This is a genomic window from Streptomyces sp. NBC_01013 (assembly GCF_045162765.1).
Lineage (GTDB): Bacteria > Actinomycetota > Actinomycetes > Streptomycetales > Streptomycetaceae > Streptomyces.
In genome coordinates this window covers 1,402,775-1,421,128 of the sequence record NZ_CP108687.1, presented here as the reverse complement: position 1 = coordinate 1,421,128, position 18,354 = coordinate 1,402,775, and the positions used below count along the sequence as shown (strand labels likewise).

General features: G+C 71.2%; 17 protein-coding genes. 12 read left to right on the top strand and 5 right to left on the bottom strand.

Annotation, left to right across the window (positions count from 1 at the left end; all coding sequences use genetic code 11):
- Positions 1-8: 8 nt before the first annotated feature.
- On the top strand, positions 9-941 hold the full coding sequence (locus tag OG538_RS06120; protein ID WP_406100003.1) for an alpha/beta fold hydrolase: 933 nt from the start codon (positions 9-11) through the stop codon (positions 939-941).
- A 25-nt stretch (positions 942-966) separates the two neighbouring features.
- Here the strand turns inward: OG538_RS06120 and OG538_RS06115 are convergent, their stop codons facing one another.
- Entirely contained in the window at positions 967-3,375 is a 2,409-nt protein-coding gene (locus OG538_RS06115; RefSeq protein WP_406090929.1) for an endonuclease/exonuclease/phosphatase family protein, read from the bottom strand.
- 532 nt (positions 3,376-3,907) lie between these two features.
- Here OG538_RS06115 and OG538_RS06110 point away from each other — a divergent pair.
- From OG538_RS06110 to OG538_RS06080, 7 genes are all read left to right on the top strand, one after another.
- On the top strand, positions 3,908-5,158 hold the full coding sequence (locus OG538_RS06110) for an ROK family protein (RefSeq protein WP_406090927.1): 1,251 nt from the start codon (positions 3,908-3,910) through the stop codon (positions 5,156-5,158).
- A 354-nt stretch (positions 5,159-5,512) separates the two neighbouring features.
- Positions 5,513-6,046, top strand: a complete 534-nt coding sequence (locus OG538_RS06105) for a flavin reductase family protein (RefSeq protein ID WP_406090925.1) — start codon at positions 5,513-5,515, stop codon at positions 6,044-6,046.
- Between the two features lie 39 nt (positions 6,047-6,085).
- A complete protein-coding gene (locus OG538_RS06100; RefSeq protein WP_406090923.1) occupies positions 6,086-7,153 on the top strand; it encodes an ABC transporter substrate-binding protein in 1,068 nt (355 codons plus the stop codon).
- A complete protein-coding gene (locus tag OG538_RS06095; protein WP_406090921.1) occupies positions 7,150-8,052 on the top strand; it encodes an ABC transporter permease in 903 nt (300 codons plus the stop codon). Before OG538_RS06100 ends, OG538_RS06095 begins: the two co-directional genes overlap by 4 nt.
- Entirely contained in the window at positions 8,028-8,837 is an 810-nt protein-coding gene (locus OG538_RS06090) for an ABC transporter ATP-binding protein (protein ID WP_406090919.1), read from the top strand. Before OG538_RS06095 ends, OG538_RS06090 begins: the two co-directional genes overlap by 25 nt.
- Entirely contained in the window at positions 8,821-10,206 is a 1,386-nt protein-coding gene (locus OG538_RS06085; RefSeq protein ID WP_406090917.1) for an LLM class flavin-dependent oxidoreductase, read from the top strand. The genes OG538_RS06090 and OG538_RS06085 overlap by 17 nt, the downstream gene beginning before the upstream one ends.
- A 161-nt stretch (positions 10,207-10,367) precedes the next feature.
- Positions 10,368-11,429, top strand: coding sequence for an aldo/keto reductase (locus OG538_RS06080; RefSeq protein ID WP_406090915.1), 1,062 nt, complete (start codon positions 10,368-10,370; stop codon positions 11,427-11,429).
- Positions 11,430-11,523: 94 nt separating this feature from the next.
- On the opposite strand, the gene OG538_RS06075 is transcribed toward OG538_RS06080, so the two are convergent.
- From OG538_RS06075 to OG538_RS06065, 3 genes are all read right to left on the bottom strand, one after another.
- Entirely contained in the window at positions 11,524-11,892 is a 369-nt protein-coding gene (locus tag OG538_RS06075) for a nuclear transport factor 2 family protein (RefSeq protein WP_406090913.1), read from the bottom strand.
- 134 nt (positions 11,893-12,026) lie between these two features.
- Positions 12,027-12,869 (bottom strand): alpha/beta fold hydrolase, encoded by an 843-nt coding sequence (locus tag OG538_RS06070; protein WP_406090911.1) that lies wholly within the window; start codon positions 12,867-12,869, stop codon positions 12,027-12,029.
- A 147-nt stretch (positions 12,870-13,016) separates the two neighbouring features.
- Entirely contained in the window at positions 13,017-13,469 is a 453-nt protein-coding gene (locus tag OG538_RS06065; protein WP_406090909.1) for a DUF5709 domain-containing protein, read from the bottom strand.
- Positions 13,470-13,746: 277 nt separating this feature from the next.
- Between OG538_RS06065 and OG538_RS06060 the strand changes: the two genes are divergently transcribed.
- From OG538_RS06060 to OG538_RS06050, 3 genes are all read left to right on the top strand, one after another.
- Positions 13,747-13,977 carry a DUF6296 family protein gene (locus tag OG538_RS06060; protein ID WP_406090907.1) on the top strand — a complete coding sequence of 77 codons (231 nt, stop codon included), beginning with the start codon at positions 13,747-13,749 and terminating at the stop codon, positions 13,975-13,977.
- Between the two features lie 88 nt (positions 13,978-14,065).
- Positions 14,066-15,331 carry a CaiB/BaiF CoA transferase family protein gene (locus OG538_RS06055; RefSeq protein WP_406090905.1) on the top strand — a complete coding sequence of 422 codons (1,266 nt, stop codon included), beginning with the start codon at positions 14,066-14,068 and terminating at the stop codon, positions 15,329-15,331.
- Positions 15,332-15,432: 101 nt separating this feature from the next.
- Entirely contained in the window at positions 15,433-16,017 is a 585-nt protein-coding gene (locus tag OG538_RS06050; protein ID WP_385273163.1) for a TerD family protein, read from the top strand.
- Between the two features lie 61 nt (positions 16,018-16,078).
- Here OG538_RS06050 and OG538_RS06045 read toward each other — a convergent pair whose 3' ends face one another.
- Entirely contained in the window at positions 16,079-16,960 is an 882-nt protein-coding gene (locus OG538_RS06045) for a DMT family transporter (protein WP_406090903.1), read from the bottom strand.
- Positions 16,961-17,092: 132 nt separating this feature from the next.
- Between OG538_RS06045 and OG538_RS06040 the strand changes: the two genes are divergently transcribed.
- Positions 17,093-18,250, top strand: coding sequence for a winged helix DNA-binding domain-containing protein (locus tag OG538_RS06040; protein ID WP_406100002.1), 1,158 nt, complete (start codon positions 17,093-17,095; stop codon positions 18,248-18,250).
- The last annotated feature ends 104 nt before the right edge of the window (positions 18,251-18,354 follow it).

Below are 18,354 nucleotides of genomic sequence, written 5' to 3'. Positions count from 1 at the left end.
CGATGACGATGCCCGACGAGACCATCCGCAAGCTGTCGGTGCACGGGCTCCGCTACAGCTACCGCGTCCTGGCGCAGCCCTCGCCCCGCACCGAACCGGTCGTCGTTCTCGGAGGCGCCCTCCAGGGGATGTACGGCTGGCCGCAGATCGAGGAGCACCTGGGCCCGCACGCCCAGGTCGTCACCGCCGACCTGCCCGGCATGGGCGGCGCTGATCCGTTGCCGCCCGGCACCGGCGACGACCTCCTGTACGCGGCCGTCGCGGGCATCATCGACGACCTGGGCGCGGACCGGGTCAACCTCTTCGGCTTCTCCTACGGCACGTCGATCGCGTTCGGCTGCGCCCGGCGCAACCCCGGCCGGATCGCCCGGCTGGTCCTCGGCGGCGTGCCGGCGCACATCAGCGACGGCCAGCGAAGTCAGTGGGGCCGGGCGGTCGAGCGGCTGGGGGCCGGTGACGTGGAAGGGCTCGCCACCCTGTCCACCGAGGCGCTGCTGTGTCTGGACCCGCGGCGCACGGTGCACCGCAGAGAGCTCGCCCGGCGCTATGTCCGGCGGTCGTTTCTGCACGCGCTCACCAACTCCCCGCACGCGGCACAGTCGCTGCGCCGCGCGCTGGGGCACCGGCCCGACTTCTCCGGCGGGCTGAGCGGGGTGCCCGCCCTCGTCTTCGCGGGCGAGCACGACACCGTGACCTCCCCCGAACGTCAGCGTGCCTTCGCTGCGACGATCGAGGGCAGCCGCTTCCTGACGATCGGTGACTCCGACCACTGGGTCGTCCTGGAACGGTCCGACGACGTGGCGGACCTGGTCGCCCGCTTCTTCACCGACCGCCCCCTGGAGGCCGCGCCCGCCCTGCGGCCGCTCCCCTCGCTGCCCCGCCCGCGTGCGGGCGCGGCAGGTCCGGCCCTGCCGCAGGCGGGCGGCCGCAGCGTTTCCTGAACGCGGGGCCGCCCGTCCGACGGGATCAGCGGCGGCCGTCGACCTTGATCCGCACGATCTGCGGGTCGTGGTCGCTCGCCTGGTCGGCGAACTCCGCGTTGATGTGCACCACGTCGTAGTCGAAGCGCCGGATGCCGGGGCTCGTCAGGATGTGGTCCAGCGTCTGGGAGTTGCCCTCGTACACGTAGCTGTACTGCTCGTTCGCCGGCAGCGTGGTGATCAGCGGCTTGAGCGCCTTACCGGCGGTCAGTGCGGACATCGTCGGTGAGAACGCGAAGTCGTTGAGGTCGCCGAGCGTGACGACCCGCGCCGACTTGTCGGCCGCCAGCAGGGACTTCACGAACGTGTTGACCTCTGCCGCCTGCTGTACCCGCTTCGTCTCCGAGCTGCGCGACGGCTCCTGGTAGCGGCCGTGCAGCGGCTGGTCGCCCCCCTTGGAGGCGAAGTGGTTGCCGATGACGAACACCGGCTTCCCGTGGAAGAGGAACTCGCCGACCAGGGGCTTGCGGCTGTCGTCCCACGCCGCGCTCGCCGGGTTGATCCGGCCGGGCGACACCGACAGCGTGACGCCCTTCTTCGTCGGGACCGCCAACACGGCCGTCGTCGCGTCGCCGCCCGCACGGTCCACGAAGGACACCCGGTGCGGGTTGAAGAGGAAGACGTTGCGGATGTTGCCGCCGGGCTCGCCGCCGTCCTGGCCGTCCTGCGGCGCGACGTAGCGCCAGGAGTAGCGGGGCCCGCCCGCCGCGACGATCGCGTCGGTGAACCGCTTCAGCGTCGCCTCGGAGCCGACCGTGCCGTCGCTGACCGCACCGTTGTCGTCCTGGATCTCCTCCAGCGAGACGATGTCGGGGGAGGAGAGGTTGACCGCGACGCCCTCGGCGAGCGTGTCGAACTTGGCCTGGTCGTCCAGCGCGTCCAGGTTCTCCACGTTGTACGTCGCGACGGCGAGTTCGCCGCCCTTCTGCCCGCGGGTGACCTCGCGCCGGAGGTGGTGGTCGGTCAGGGTGCCGAGCTCGGTCGCCTGGAGGTTGTAGCCACCGAAAGAGGCGTAGTCGATCACACCGGTGGTGGTGCCGGACAGCACGTCGCCGACGTTGCCCACAGGGAATGGGCGCGTGGTGTCGAGCGACATCACCTTGATCCGGCCGGTGTTCTGGTCGGTGTACGAGGAGTACAGCGTGCCGCCGCGCCGGGTCGGGTTCTGCCTCGGATCGACGGTCACCCAGATCTCGTCGTACGCGGTCGTGGCGCCCGTGACCCGGGTGTCGGCGATCTGTACACGGGTGCCTTCGAGCGTCTCGTAGAGGTCGAGGGCGTACGTCGACGGCTCCAGGGGGAGCGCGTCGATCGAGCCGCCACCGGCCGAGGGTACGTAGGCGGCGGGCACCGCGGCCGCGTCGAGCACGACCGGCGCCGGCAGCGCGTTGCCCGACGAGAGGACCGTGGTCCGGGGAGAGGTGATCTCGGTGATGGACTGCGTGGTGGCCGACGGGTAGTACTCGTCCACGGTGCCGCTGACCAGAACGGAGTCGCCCACCGCGACTGCCGGGGCGGTGGAGCCCGTGTAGACGAAGACACCCTCGCCGGTGCGCGGGTCCGCGTCCGGCGCGGTGTCCTGGATCCAGAAACCGCGCGAACCCGTGGTGCGCACCGCGGTGACGACGCCGGGCACGCCGGTCACCGCCTTGCCGTCGAGCGGGGAGACCCGGGTGATGCCCTGGATGTCGTGCACGCGGACGGTGCCGGGCTCGGTCGGGTTTCCCGGATCGCCGGGGCCCTCACCGCCGCCGGACGTCTCGCCGGCCGCGTTGACCGGGGTGGGGGTCGCGGCGGACAGGTCCGCGGCGTTGTCGTCGGTGTCCGCGAGCGAGGCCGCGCGTGCCACGGAGGCGGTGGCGGAGGCGCCCGTGACCGGGCCGCTGCCTTCCCGGACGACGGCGGAGCCGTAGCCCACCAGGTCGACGATGCGGGTGTCGGTGGCGCAGTCGGCCGCCGTCCTGCAGGTCAGCGGCGTGGTGCCGGAGACCAGTGCGACGGTGCCGCTGGCGGCGGACATGGCTACGGTGCCGGTCGCGTCCGGGGTGGGCAGGGCGACCGTGCCGCCGGTGCCCGCGGCCTGCGCGACCAGGTAGCGGCCGCCGGGCGCGACGGAGCCCGTCAGTGCCGAGACCTGCCACAGCGAGCCCGCGGACGGGGCCCCGGGCAGGTACTGGACGCTGAACCCGGACAGGTCGTACGCGGCGGAACCGGAGTTGGCCAGCTCGACGAAGTCACGGGTGAGCGTCGCTCCCGAGTTCCCGCCGCCCCCGTACACCTCGGAGATCACGGCGGTCGAGGACGGTGCGGCAAAGGCGGCGGGCAGCGCGGTCGCCGAGAGGGTCACGGCTACCGCGCCGGCCAGCAGGACGGAACGGGATCTGGATATGCGCACGGAAACTGCCCCTCAGAGTGTGGTGAGGGAGCACAAGCTATGCGCGTAGAACCGGCGATGACAAGGCATCAGAGGTTAATTCCAGAAATCGCTCCCCCGTCCGGCTGGACGCCCCCCGACGGGCATGCCCGTCGTCGTTGCCGTGCCCCTTCCCGGACGGGCTGTTCACACGCACGCCGTACGCCCGCCACGCGCCCGACATACGGGGGCAACTCCCCTCCTGTGTGCGGTGTCCAGGATGCGGCGAGCGTTTGACCGGCTTCCGCCGATCCGGCTACGTTGCGCGGCATGCAGCGATCCGCACACCTGACGACGCGAGGTCATATCGACCTGAAGCGTGTGTGCTCCGCCGTGTGTCACCGCGTCTGAGAGCGCCACGCCCGCGCCGAGGGGCGACGCCCGCCCCGCAGGGCAACTCTCCGCAGAAGAGACGGCACCCGTTCCCGCCTCACGCCGGAGCAGGTCTGCCCCGGACTCCGTACGCGAAGCACACACCGCGCCAACCGCTGCCACCAAGGACCTGGAAGACACTGTGAAGAGTCTGTCTGCGCCCGTCCGCCGCCCGCACGAGAACCACCCCAACCCGCTGCGCCGCTCCGACATACCTGCCGCCGCGCCCGGCCGACGGCCGACCGGCACGGGCTCCGTCTTCGGGGCGATCCTCGACCACGGACCGGTCGCCCGCTCCACCGTCGCCCGCCTCACCGGCCTCTCGCCCGCCTCCGTGAGCGGGCACGTCGGCCGGCTGCTCGCCCGCGGGCTGGTCCGCGAGAGCGCGGAGACCGCCGGTCCCAAGGGGCTCGGCAGGCCCCACGTCCCCGTCGAGATCGACACGGACGGCTATCTGGTGGCCGGGGCGCACATCGCCGTCGCCCATTCCACCGTCTCCCTGATGGATCTGCGGGGCCGGATCGTCGCCGAGGACCGGCAACCGCACGGCACCACCGAACCCGGCCGCATGCTTGCCGCGATCGCGGCCCGGCTGCCCCGGCTGGCGGCCGCGCACGCCGGCGGGCGCACCGTGCTCGCCCTGGGCCTGGCCACCGGACACCGGGTCGATCCGGTGACCGGGGTGATCGTGGAACACCCCCAGCTCGGCTGGCGCGATGTACCGGCCCGCGACATCCTCTCCGCCGCGACCGGGCTGCCGGTCCACGTGGACAGTCACTCCCGGGCACTGGCCCGGGCGGAGCAGATGTTCGGCGAGGAGTCGACCCGGAGCAGCACCGTCCTGCTGTTCGTCGGCGCCGTCGTCGACGCGGCCTTCGCCACCGACGGGGCCATGCACCGTGGACCGCGGTCGGGGGCCGGAAGCGTGGCGCATCTGCCGCTCGGAGCCGGCGGGACGGGGGGCGCCGAACCCTGCTCCTGCGGACGGACCGGCTGCCTCCAGTCGGAGGTCTCGGAGCGCGCCATGGTGCGGCGCGCCGCGGCTCAGGGGCTGTTCGTCGACTCGTTCCCGGAGCTCCTGGATCAGGCGCTGGCCGGTGACGCGCGGGCGGTGGCGCTGTTCCGCAGGCGGGCGCGGCTGGTGGGCCGGGCCGCGGCCCTGCTGCTGGACATGTTCGACCCCGAGGTGCTCGTCGTGGTCGAACCGGGGGCGGGCCGGATCCCGGAGTGTCTGGCCGATCTGCGGGCGGAGGTGGCGGAGCGCTCCTGGGTCTGTGACGACCCGGAGCGGGCCGTGGTGCCGAGCAGCTTCACCGGCTCCGTACTGGCCACCGCGGGTGGCGCGGTGGCGCTCGGTGCGCTGTACGGGGACCCACTGAGGGCTGTCCCGTAAATCCCTGGTGGAACAGCGCGCGGGCTCCTGGCGCCCGCTCCCTCCCGTATCCGACTTAATTCAGGCAGTTGCATTGTTGACCGGACGCAAAGCCGAACGGATGATGGATTCATGACCAGCCGACAGCGGAATTCAGGAAACGCGTCCTCGACGACGCGTTCCTTCCGCTCGGCCGCGCCGGCCCGCATGTGCGCCCCGCGCTCGTGTTGTCGCCCCTGTCCGGGTCCCCGATAACCGTCACCCGCTGAATTCCCGCGAGATTCCGCACTCGCCCCATGCGCCTTGCCCTGCCCATGTGCGGGCCCATCTTCACGTGTCCAGCCACATTTCTCTGCCTCCATTCCACTTTCCACCATGGGAGAGACGTTGACCGTCACCGTGCCCTCATACCTGGCGCCGGCCGCGCCCGCCGCGAAGGGGATCGCCCCGGACCGGTTCAAGCAGGCGTTCCGCCGCTACCCGGCCGGAGTCGTCGTCGTCACCGCCGACGCGGGCCACGGCCCGATCGGCTTCACCGCGACCTCGCTCACCTCTCTGTCGCTCGACCCGCCGCTCGTGTCGTTCGGCATCGGGACCGGCACCTCGTCCTGGCCCCACATCGAACGGGCCGGCACCGCCGTCGTGAACTTCCTCGGCGCCCAACAGCAGTCGCTGGCCACCACCTTCGCGACCAGTGGCATCGACCGGTTCGCCGCTCCCACCCGCTGGCGTCGCCTGCCGGAGGGAGAGCCGGTACTCGACGGTGTGAGCGGCTGGCTGCGGCTGGAGACCGAGCAGATCGTCCCGGCCGGCGACCACCGCATCGTCATCGCCCGGGTGGTGGACGCCCGGCTCGACGACGGACACAGCCCGCTGCTCTTCCACGACGGCGCGTACCACTCGCTCTGAGCGCCGCCCCTCACCATGACTACAAATCAGGAACCCACCATGACACGCCACGACATGTACCGGACCGTCGGCCGCAGGTCCTTTCTCGCCCTCGCCGGGGGAACGCTCATCGGTACGCTCGCCGCCTGCTCACCCCAGGCAAGAACCGCGGCGAGCGCCGAACCTGCCGGAAAGCTCCCCTCGGGAGCGCCGCCGCCGGGGACGAAACTCTCCATAGCCGTCCGCACCACGCGACTCCAGCTGAAACCCGCAGGTCTGGAGAAGGACCTTCCCTTCGATGTTTCGCAATGGCCCAACCTGAATGCGGGCCCCGATATCATCCAGGGATTCCGGGCCCATTCCATCGATCTCGCGGTCAATGCCGGAATTCCGCCGATCCAGGCCCACGCCATCGGAGTCGGAGCGAAGATCGTCGCGGTGCAGGTGCGGAACCGTCCCTCGTACGTCTTCGCCACCGCACCCGGCTCCGACATCACGTCCGTGGCCGGCTTCCGCGGCAAGAAGATCGGCTTCTCCCAGGGACAGGCCCAGGGCGTCGTCGTCCTGCGCGCCCTGAAGCAGGCCGGGCTCGCCAACGACGACGTCGAACTGGTCGCCCTGCCCAGCACGCAGTTCCTCACCGCCCTGCAGTCCAAGCAGGTCGACGTGGCGCCGCTGGGCGAACCGACCGTCACCAAGTACCTCGCCCAGTACGGGAAGGACGGGGCGCGTGGGTTGAAGACCGACGTCGTGGACCTGCTCACGGTCCTCTGGGCGCCCAACGAGGTGCTGAACGACCCGGCCAAGGCCGCCGCCGTCCGCAGCTTCGTCCCACTGTGGGCCCGCGGGCTGACCTGGGCCTGGGAGAACACCGACGAGTGGATCGACACGTACTACGTCAAGGACCAGGGCGTCTCCGCGGACGACGGCAAGCGCATCGTCGCCTCGCTCCACAAGCCGCAGTTCCCGGCCAACTGGGACAAGGCGATCGCGTGGGAGCAGGAGACCGCCGACCTGATGGCCGAGGGCGGCTTCGTGCCGAAGCAGGACGTCGCCGGGCTGTTCGACCGCCGATTCGAAGGGCTCGCCGCCAAGGCCGTGGCCGCCCGGTACCGGGAGACGTCATGACCCAGCTGCTCACGAACACCCGCACCCCGGGCCGGGTGAACACGGCCGTCGTGCCCGGGGAGAGGGAGGACCAGCCGCGCGGTGCGGTGCCGGCCCGGAAGCCCGGCGCACCCCGTGCCACCCGCAGGCGCCTCGGGCCCGGCCGCACCGTTCCGTTCGGCCGGCTGATCGGCCCGGTGCTGGTCATCGGCCTCTGGTGGTTCGCCTCGGCCATCGGATACCTCGATCCCCGGATCCTGTCCGGACCCGGCACGGTCCTGTCCACCGCGTCCGACCTCGTCGCGAGCGGCCGGCTCCAGGACAACGTCCTCATCTCGCTGCAACGCGCCGGGCTCGGCCTGTTCTTCGGGGTGACCGCCGGGGTCCTGCTCGCCGTGGCCGCCGGACTCAGCCGCACCGGCGAGTACCTCCTGGACGGGCCGCTCCAGATCAAGCGCGCCATCCCGTCCCTGGCCATGCTCCCGCTGCTGATCCTCTGGCTCGGCATCGGCGAACAGATGAAGGTCACCGTGATCGCGCTCGGCGTCGCGGTGAACATGTACATCAACACGTACGCCTCGCTGACCGGCATCGACAGCAGATACGTCGAGCTCGCCGAAGGCCTCGACCTGAGCCGCGCGCAGTTCGTCCGCAAGGTCGTGGTGCCCGGTTCGCTGCCCGGCTTCTTCGTCGGACTGCGCCTGGGCGTCACCGCGTCCTGGCTCGGGCTGATCGTGGTCGAGCAGATCAACGCCACCAGCGGTATCGGCTACATGATGTTCCAGGCCCAGCAGTACGCCCAGTCCGACGTGATCATCGTGGGCCTGGTGGCCTACGGGATCTTCGGCTATGCGTCGGACGCGGCGGTCCGCGCCGTCGAGAGGAAGGTCCTGTCATGGCGACGCACTCTGGCGGGCTGACCGCCCCCCGCGAGGAGGCCGCCGCGACCGCGGTCGCGGAACACCCGGCCATCCGCACCAGCAAACTGGTCCGCAGGTTCGGTGACCGGGACATCCTCAAGGAACTCGATCTGACCGTCGCGCCAGGCGAGTTCACCGCCCTGCTCGGTCGCAGCGGCTCCGGCAAGTCCACCCTGCTGCGGGCCGTAGCCCGGCTCGACCACACGGTCGAGGGTTCCGGCGAACTCACCGTCCCCGACCGGGTCTCGCTCTCCTTCCAGGACTCCCGGCTGCTGCCCTGGCTCCGGGTGATCGACAACGTGGTCCTCGGACTGCGCGGCCCCAAGGCACGCGAGCGTGGTCTCACCGCCCTGGCCGAGGTCGGCCTTGAGGGACGTGGCCGGTCCTGGCCGCACGAGCTGTCCGGCGGCGAACAGCAGCGCGCCGCCCTGGCCCGTGCCCTGGTCCGCGACCCCGAACTCCTGCTGGCCGACGAGCCGTTCGGCGCACTGGACGCGCTCACCCGGATCAAGATGCACGGCCTGCTGCGCGAACTCTACGAACGCCACCGCCCCGCGGTACTGCTCGTCACGCACGACGTCGACGAGGCCGTCGAACTCGCCGACCGGGTGCTGGTCCTGGAGGACGGAAGGATCTCCGTCGATCTCACCGTCGATCTGCCCAGCCCGCGCTCCCGCCGCGACCCCCGGTTCCAGGAGTACCGCGACACGCTGCTCACCGCCCTCGGTGTGACCCAGCCCCAGGCCCTCTCCGAAGCGAAGGAAAACCATGCCCAGCACGCCTGACCGCAAGCAGCTCCACCTCAACGCGTTCCTCATGTCGACCGGTCACCACGAGGCGTCCTGGCGGCTGCCCGAGAGCCCGGCCGAGGCCAACTCCGACATCGAGCACTACAAGAACCTGGCCCGGATCGCCGAGCGCGGCAGGCTGGACTCGCTGTTCCTCGCCGACAGCCCCGTCCTGATGGGCGACCCCGGCCGGCGGCCCGCCGCCAAGCTGGAGCCGACCGTCCTGCTCACCGCGCTCGCCGGGGCCACCCACCACATCGGTCTGATCGCCACCGCGTCGACGAGCTACAACGAACCGTTCAACCTGGCCCGCCGGTTCGCCTCCCTCGACCACGTCTCCGGCGGCCGGGCCGGCTGGAACATCGTCACCACCGCGGGCGCCGACGCGGCCCGCAACTTCGGCCTGGAAGACACCCCGCTGCACCGCGACCGCTACCGGCGGGCGGGGGAGTTCGTCGAGGTGTCCACCAAGCTCTGGGACAGCTGGGCCGACGACGCCGTGATCGCCGACAAGGAACGCGGCGTCCACGCCCTGGCCGAACGGGTGCGGAAGATCGAGCACAGCGGGGAGTTCTTCCGCGTCGACGGCCCCCTGAACGTCCAGCGTCCGCCTCAGGGCTACCCGTTGCTCGTGCAGGCCGGATCGAGCGAGGACGGCAAGGACTTCGCGGCCCGGTACGCGGAGGCGGTGTTCACCGCACAGCAGACCCTGGAGGAGGGCATCGCGTTCTACAAGGACGTCAAGCAACGCGCGGAGGCCCTCGGCCGCAACCCCGACGGCATCAAGATCCTGCCCGGCATCGTGCCCGTCATCGGCGACACCGAGGCCGAGGCGCTGGCGCTCGACGCCGAGCTGGAGGACCTCATCGTCCCCGAGTACGCCAAGCGGCAGCTCGCCCGGACGTTGAAGGTCGCCCCCGACGACCTGGACCTCGACGCCGAACTCCCCGAGGACATCCCCACCGAGGACGAGATCGAGGGCGCCAAGAGCCGCTACACCCTCATCGTGGAGCTCGCCAGGCGGGATGGACTGACTGTCCGTCAGCTCATCGGGCGGCTTGGCGGCGGACGCGGCCACCGCACCTTCGCCGGCACCGCGGAGCAGGTCGCCGACACCATCGAGCACTGGTACGACAGCGGGGCCGCCGACGGCTTCAACATCATGCCCGCCGTCCTGCCCTCCGGACTGGAGGTCTTCGTCGACCGGGTCGTGCCGATCCTCCAGGAACGCGGCCTGTTCCGCACCGAGTACACCGCGAGCACCCTGCGCGGGCACTACGGGCTGCCGCGCCCCGCCAACCGGCTCTTCGAGACCGTCGACCGCAGCGAGGGCCACTTCGGCATCTCTCTGGCGGACGCCCGGTGACGGCCTGTCCGACCCGGAAACCGGTACACCCCGGCAGCCGCCGCCCGGCTGAGCGCGGCGGCTGCCGGGCTACTGCCTGCGACACCGTACCGATCTGCTCATGGTCTTCGGCGCCGCCGCGACCGCCTGAACGTCAGTGAACTCGTCAAGGAGAACGCAGGATGACCCAGTACCGCGATTTCGGCCGCACGGGTGTCAAGGTCAGCCCGCTCTGTCTCGGCACCATGATGTTCGGCGCCCGGGGCAATCCTGACCACGACGACAGCATCCGGATCATCCACCACGCCCTGGACTCCGGCATCAACTTCGTCGACACCGCCGACGTCTACTCCGCCGGTGAGTCCGAGACCATCGTCGGCAAGGCCCTGGCAGGGGGGCGCCGCGACAACGTCGTGCTCGCCACCAAATTCCACGGCAGTCTGGGCGACGACCCCAACGAGCAGGGCAACTCGCGTCGTTGGATCATCCGGGAGGTGGAGAACAGTCTGCGGCGGCTCGGTACCGACTGGATCGACCTGTACCAGGTGCACAGGCCGGAGCCCGGAACCGACTTCGACGAGACCCTGGGCGCTCTCTCCGACCTGGTCCACCAGGGGAAGATCCGCTACATCGGTACGTCGACCTTCGAGCCGTCCGCCATCGTCGAGGGCCAGTGGATCGCCGAGCGCCGGGGCCGCGAACGCGTCGTCGCCGAGCAGCCCCCGTACTCGATCCTCGCCCGCGGCATCGAGCGCGAAGTGCTGCCCACTGCCCGCCGCCACGGCCTCGCAGTCCTGTCCTGGAGTCCGCTGGCCGGTGGGTGGCTCTCCGGCCGCTATCGCAAGGGGGCAGACCGGCCCGCTTCCAGCCGGACCGAGCGGCAGGCCGAACGGTTCGACATCGGCTCGCCCGAGAACGCCGCCAAGCTCGACGCCGCCGAAGCACTTGCCCAGCTCGCCGACGAGGCCGGCCTGACCCTCGTCCAACTGGCGCTGGCCTTCGTGCTGGAGCACCCGGCGGTCACGTCCGCGATCATCGGCCCGCGTACCTTCGAGCAGCTGACGAGCCAGATCGGCGCCGACCGGGTACGGCTGGGTCAGGACGTGCTCGACCGGATCGACAAGATCGTCCCGCCCGGCACCAACCTCTCGCCCCGGGACGCCGGTTACCACCCGGCCGCACTCGCGGACCCGGCGCTGCGCCGCCGTTCGCACCCGGCAGTCCAGGGCCTGTTTCGAAAGTAGCGCCGTCCGCTCGGAGAGCAGGCGGGACTTTCGAAACACGCTTTAGACCGACCCGCCCCGCGAGGCCTGCCCCCGTGTGCCGTTCCGTCCCGGCTCAGGCGGCGGGCACACGGTCCAGGAAGCCGCTGACCGAGCTGATCCGCCCGTCGTCGGCCAGAGTGATCACGTCCGAGCCGGCGACGGGCGCCGAGCCGTCGGCAGCGGCGACCAGTTCCCAGCTGAAGCGGGCGAGGGCGTGGTGCCCGTCCACCGCCCCGTCCGGCTGGAAGGAGAACCCGGGGAACTGCTGCTGGGCGCCGCTGATCGCGGCGGCCAGGGCCTCGTGCCCCCGCACGTCGGCCAGCGGGTCGGTGTACGTGGCGTTCTCGGTGAACGCCGCGGCGACGGCCTTCTCCAGCTCCTCGGGGGTGGTGGCGTTCCAGGCGGCGAAGTAGCGCTGGACGGCCTCGTCGTAAGCGGTCATCGTGCGGTCCTCTCGTCGGCCCCGGCCGGTGGGCCGGGAGCGCTGTGCTCGTGAGGAACACGATGTCCGACGGGGGCGGGAGGCGTCGATTACCTCCGGGGTAAGGGCGGCCGCGGCGGGTGCCCCGGCTCCTGTCAGCGCCGGTGCTCGTCCAGGAAGCCCATCAGCGCCGTGTTGAGCTCGTCGGCATGGGTCCAGCCGATGTTGTGCGGGCCGCCCGCGATCTCCACGAGCCGGCTGTCGCGGATGAGGTCCGGCAGCCTGCGCCCGGTCGAGTCGATCGGCAGGATGCGGTCCTGGTCGCCCTGGACGACGAGCGTGGGCACGTCGTTCTTCGGCAGGTCCTCGCGGAAGTCCGTCAGCCAGGTCGGGACGCACGCGAGGGTGGCATGGGCTGCCGCTCCGGCCGCCACGGTCCACTGCGAGCGCAGCGCCTGCTCGCTGATCCGGGTGCCGCCGAGTTCGTCGGTGTTGTTGAACGCGTCGAGGAAGTCCGTCAGATAGGCGGGCCGGTCCGCCGTGATGGCGCTCATGATGTCGTCGAAGACGCTCTGGTCGACGCCTTCGGGGTTGTCGTCCGTCTTCAGCAGGAACGGGGGCACGGGCGCCACCAGCACAGCGAGACCGACCCGCGCCGATCCGTGGTTGCCGAGGTAGCGAGTGACCTCTCCGGTCCCCATGGAGAACCCGACGAGCACGGCGTCCTGGAGGTCGAGCTTCTCCATCAACACGTCCAGGTCGGCTGCGAAGGTGTCGTAGTCGTAGCCGGCCGTCGGCCGGTCGGACCGGCCGAAGCCCCGCCGGTCGTACGTGATGACCCGGTATCCGGCCCCGAGCAGGACCGGCAGCTGCTTCTCCCACGAGGCGCCGTTCAGCGGGAAACCGTGGATGAGGACGACAGGCCTGCCCGTCCCGTGGTCCTCGTAGTACAGCTCGATCCCGGCGGAGTTCTCCCGGCCGACGGTGATGTGCGGCATGTGACTCTCCCTGTTGGTGGGTGCGGTGAGTTCGCGTTGGCTGTGGTGGGTGTTGGTGAGCCCGCGAGGCCGTGGTGGGTGCGGCGATCCCGCGGTGGCACGACGGAAGGGCCGGGGGCTCCGGCCGAGGCGGTACGCCAGCAGCGTCTAGGCCTGGGCGTCCGGAATGACGTGCATGGCCGCCTCCTCGGCGGACGCCGCCGCCCCGTCGATCCCGACGTCCTCGCCGGCCATGCTGTCCGGTTCGTTCAGGTCGAGCTCCCGGGTGAGCCGGCCGGCGCGCGCGTCCCCGACCTCGGCGTCCCAGGGCTCGCCGTCCCCGTCGGACACGTCGCCGACGTCGTCGCCGGGCCGGTCGGCGGCCTCGGGCAGCTCCCGGGCCAGCCGACCGTCCAGCGTCTCCCCCCTGAGCTGCTCGGCCCCGGTGGTACCCCGGTCCTCCACGGCCCAGGGCCGCTCGGGCGGTGAGTACCCCTCGTCCAGGACGTCGGCGAGCTGCCGGTTGTCGAGGGTGTCCGCCGTGTCGAGCTGCTCGACGGGGTCGGCGGCCTCCGGCTGCTGGGGCTGGTACACATCGTCGCCCCGGTCGGCACCTTCCATGACGATTCCCTTCCCGGTGTCGGGGATCCCGGGCCATGCCTGCCGTACGACGCGGGAGCAAAGGGGCGTAACGTCCCGATTGCCTTCGAACTCCCCCCACCTCTTCAGGATAGGCAGCCACGGCCCCCGCCCGCACCGTGCGGCCTTGCGCGGGCGGGGACGGTAGGTGTGCGAGACCATGGGAGGTGCAGGCCGGACCGCAGGGGGCCGGGGGGCGCAGTCCCTCGCCCGAACGGCCCGCCCAGACCGTCCGAAGGCCGTCGTGGAGAGGCCCGTCATGGACTACCCGGAGAGCTATCAGCTGGTGTTTCAGACGTCCGCCGTGGAGGACGACACCGTGATCGTCCGGCGAACCGCACAGTCCGGAGCGGGCGGATACCCGGTCTACGAGGACGAGACCGGCATCGTCCGCGCGGAGATCAGTGAGCGCGGAGAGGTGCGCATGCTCGCCAGTGGCGGGCACCAGCTCCTCGGGACGCCGCTGGTGGTGCCGGAGCCGAGCGCCTGAGCCGCTACACGTGATGCCGGCCCGGGCACACTGCGGCACGGGCACCCAGCGGGGACGCAGGGGCGCGGCGGCCCTGGATCATGTGCCCATGACCGAACCGCTTCCGCTTCCGCTCGCGGGCATCACCGTCGTCAGCCTGGAACAGGCCGTCGCGGCGCCCTTCGCCACCCGTCAGCTGGCCGACCTCGGCGCTCGCGTCATCAAGGTCGAGCGCACCGACGGAGGTGACTTCGCCCGCCGCTACGACACCACCGTGCACGGTCAGGCCAGCTATTTCGTCTGGCTCAACCGCTCCAAGGAGTCCCTGACCCTGGACTTCAAGGAAGCGCAGGGGCGCGAGATCCTGGACGAACTCATCGCGGGGGCCGATGTGTTCGTGCAGAACCTCGCGCCCGGTGCGGCGGACCGGATGGGTCTCGGCGCCGCCGCCCTCCAGGCCCGGCATCCCTCCCTCATCACCTGCACGGTCAGCGGCTACGGCACCAGCGGATCGTGGTCCGGACGCAAGGCGTACGACCTGCTGGTGCAGTGCCAGACCGGCCTGCTGTCGATCACGGGCTCGCCCGACGAACCCGCCCGCTCGGGGATCTCCGTCGCGGACATCGCGGGCGGTATGTACGCCTACAGCGGCATCCTGTCCGCCCTGTTCACCCGAGCCACCACGGGCCGGGCCCCCACCGTCGAGGTTTCCCTGTTCGACGCGCTCGCTGAGTGGATGAGCCAGCCCGCGTACTACACGCGCTACGGAGGAACCCAGCCGCCGCGCATCGGCGCGCAGCACGCCACGATCGCGCCGTACGGCCCTTTCACCGCCGCGGATGGCAAGGACGTGATGCTGTCCATCCAGAACGAGCGCGAGTGGGACGCCCTGTGCGTCACCGTCCTCGGCCTGCCCGGACTGGTCGACGACCCCCGGTTCGCCACCGGCCCGGACCGGGTCGCCCACCGCGAGGAGATCAACGCGATCGTCGCCGCACGGTTCGCTGACCTCGGCAGCGAGGAGGCGATGGAGCTCCTGGACCGGGCCGCCATCGCCAACGCCGGCGTGAACTCCGTCGCGGAGTTCCTCGACCACCCCGTGCTCACCGAGCGCGACCGCTGGCGCGATATCTCCGTCCCCGGGGCCCCCGGCCCCGTACAGGCACTCCTGCCGCCGGTGGACCTCGGCGGCGTCGCTCCGCGGATGGATCCGGTCCCGGCGGCGGGCCGGCACACCGAGCGGATCCTCGCCGACCTGGGACGCAGTGCCTCCGACATCGCGGAACTGCGCGCCCGGGGCATCGTCGGAGTCGCGGACCCATATCACGCGCCCATGCCCGACGGCATCGTGCCGACGCAGGACAATTCGTCCTGAGCCGTCCAACACTTGGTCGAAATTTTGCCCCTGGTGGGCTGCATCCAGGGGACACCAGGCACACTCAAGCTGTAGGAATCTCGCCACGAAGAGGATCACGCATGATCACGTTGAAGAAGGAAGACGGCCCGGCGGATCTGGACGGGGTCACCCACCTGTCCATCGGGGTGTCCTGGGACCCCACGGTCGGCGCCAGTGGCGGGCTCATGGGGAAGCTGCGTCAGAAGAAGGGCACCGACCTCGACCTGATCGCCATCGCCATGCAGGGCGCGGAGCCCGTGCGTCTGGCCGGCCTCGACTCCCTGGACCCGCTGGGCAACGGCTCGTTGCTGCACAGCGGCGACAACCAGACGGGCCACGGTGACGGCGACGACGAGACCGTGACCGTCGACTTCGCCCGGGTGCCGACCAACATCACGTCCATCGTCTTCATCGCTGCCGCGTACAAGAAGCACAGCTCCTTCCAGAGCGCGCGCAACATCAGCTTCAAGGTGTACGACGCCACGGGCGGCAGCTCCCAGCAGGTCGCCGACATCTGGCCGAGCCTGCTCAGCAACGACAACGGCTGCGCCGTGGCCAAGGCCATGCGGGCCGGCGGCAGCTGGAAGCTTGAGGTGATCAACGAGACGGGGAAGATCAAGCAGGGCGACGAGCAGGCCCTGATGCGCTTCGCGGTCAGCAAGTAGCCTCTGGCCACCGGCAGGCGGGTCGGCTGAATCGCCCCGGCCCCGGCCCGTACGCGGCGATTCAGCCGACCCGCCGCGTACGGGCCGGGGCCGTCGCGTTCCCGGAGGCCAGGGGCGAACGCGCCAGCTGCACGCACCCTGCGGCAATCAGGGCGAGCGCCAGCAGTTCCGGAAGGAGCCACCAGCCGGTGCGCAGGTGCTCCCCGAACAGGGTCACCCCGTACAGGATGCTGATCAGGGCGTCGCCCAGGGTCAGACACGGCTGGACCGCGACGAGCGTGCCCGCCTGCAGCGCGTTCTGCAGGAGGAACAGCGCGCCGACGCCCACGACGGCCATGGCGTAGAGCTGCCAGGACGAGAACAACGCCGTCACTCCACCGCCGTCGTCGAGCCGGGCCATGGCGTCCTTCATCAGGGCGGCGGTGAGTGCGTACGCACAGGCGGCGGCCAGACCCAGCAGCGCCGCCCGGGGGTTGCCGCGGGTGGCCATGGCCCCCGCGATCAGGCCCGCCTCGAACAGGCCCGTCAGGATCAGTGCCGGCACCCATGCCGCCCCGTGCACCGTGGCGCTCCCGCCCTCCGGAGCGGCCGATGCCATACCGAGTGCCAGGCCCGACGTCACGGCAACCACCCCGAACCACACGGGCCGGGGGAGCCGTACCCGCATGACGAAGCTCGCCATCAGGAGCGTCGCCGGCAGCTCGATCACGAAGATCGGCTGCACCACGGCGATGGGGCCGGTGGCCAGTGCCACGGCCTGGCAGACGGCCGCGACGATCACCAGGCCGATGCCGGCCAACCACACCTTCTGGCGCAGCAGATGGCCGATCAGCGACAGCCGCATCGCATCGCTGTCGGGGGCGGTACTGGCCGCGCGGCGCTGGAGGACGGACGCCGCGCCGTTGCTGAGCGCGGTCATGACGGCGAACAGGACGCTGATCACCGGACCATGATGGGGGTGCCCGGCACGCAATCGGGGATCCAGCCGGGCAACGGCATGGCGGAGGAGGTCTCGGCGAAGGACGGCTCGCCATCAGGACGGAACCTGACCGCCTGGCCGCGTAGCGTGCCCTCCATGGCCGTGAAGAAGAAGTCCTCCGCCGCCGTCCCGCCCGCCGTGCTCTCGCCGCGGGCGCTGGGGCGCGCGACCCTGGAGCGCCAACTCCTGCTCCATCGTGCGGCGATGAGCGCCGAGGAGGCCGTCCGTCACCTCGTCGGCCTTCAGGCGCAGAACACCAAGCCGCCGTACTACCAGCTCCTCGCCCGGCTGGAGGGCTTCGAGCCGGCCGAGCTGGCCGGGCTGATGGAGTCGCGCGAGGTCGTCCGTATCGTCACCCTGCGTTCCACCATCCACACCCACACCGCAGACGACGCCCTGACCCTGCGTCCCCTCGTGCAGGAGGCCCGCGACCGGGAGCTCAGGATCTTCCGGAAGCGGCTCGTGGGTGTGGACCTGGACCGGCTCCGCGACCTCAGCAGGGCGTACGTCGAGGAGGCGCCCCGCACCCCGAAGCAGATCCGCGAGCGGCTCCTCGTCGAATGGCCCCAAGCGGACCCGCAGGCCCTGAGTACGGCCGCGCGTTGTCTGCTGCCGCTCGTCCAGATCACCCCGCGCGGGGTGTGGGGGAGGAGCGGCCAGGTCGCGCTGACCACCGCGGAGCACTGGCTCGGCAGGCCCGCCGCGCCGGTCCCCGCGCCCGACGCCACCGTGCTGCGCTACCTCGCCGCCTTCGGGCCCGCCTCGGTCAAGGACATGCAGACGTGGGCCGGGCTGACCCGTCTCCGCGAGGTCTTCGAACGGCTCCGCCCGCAGCTGGTCACCTTCCGGGACGAGAGCGGCGTCGAACTCTTCGACCTGCCCGACGCCCCGCGCCCCGCCGAGGACACCCCCGCGCCGCCGCGCTTCCTGCCCGAGTTCGACAACGTCCTGCTCGGCCACGCGGACCGGACCCGTGTGATCCCGCCGCGGTTCAAGGGACGCAACGGGGTGGGGAACCAGGCGTACGGAAGCGTGCTGGTCGACGGATTCCTCGCGGCGATCTGGCGGTTGGAGGCCGGCCGGTCCGGCGGGCCGACGACCGTCACCGTGCAGGAGCTGCGCCCGTTCACCGCCGCCGAGCGGGACGCCGTCACGGACGAGGCCGCGGCACTGCTCTCCGTGATGACACAGGCGGACACCGACGGCGGCGGCCACGACATCAGGTTCGCCCCGTTCGTCGACTTCGACGCCTGAGCGGTGCGCGCTGCCCGTCGGCCCTTCACCTCCCCGGTAGTCCTCCTGCGATCGACTCGGGGTCTCGCAGCTTCCTCCTGCTCGCTTGCCGCCGGGAACGAGCT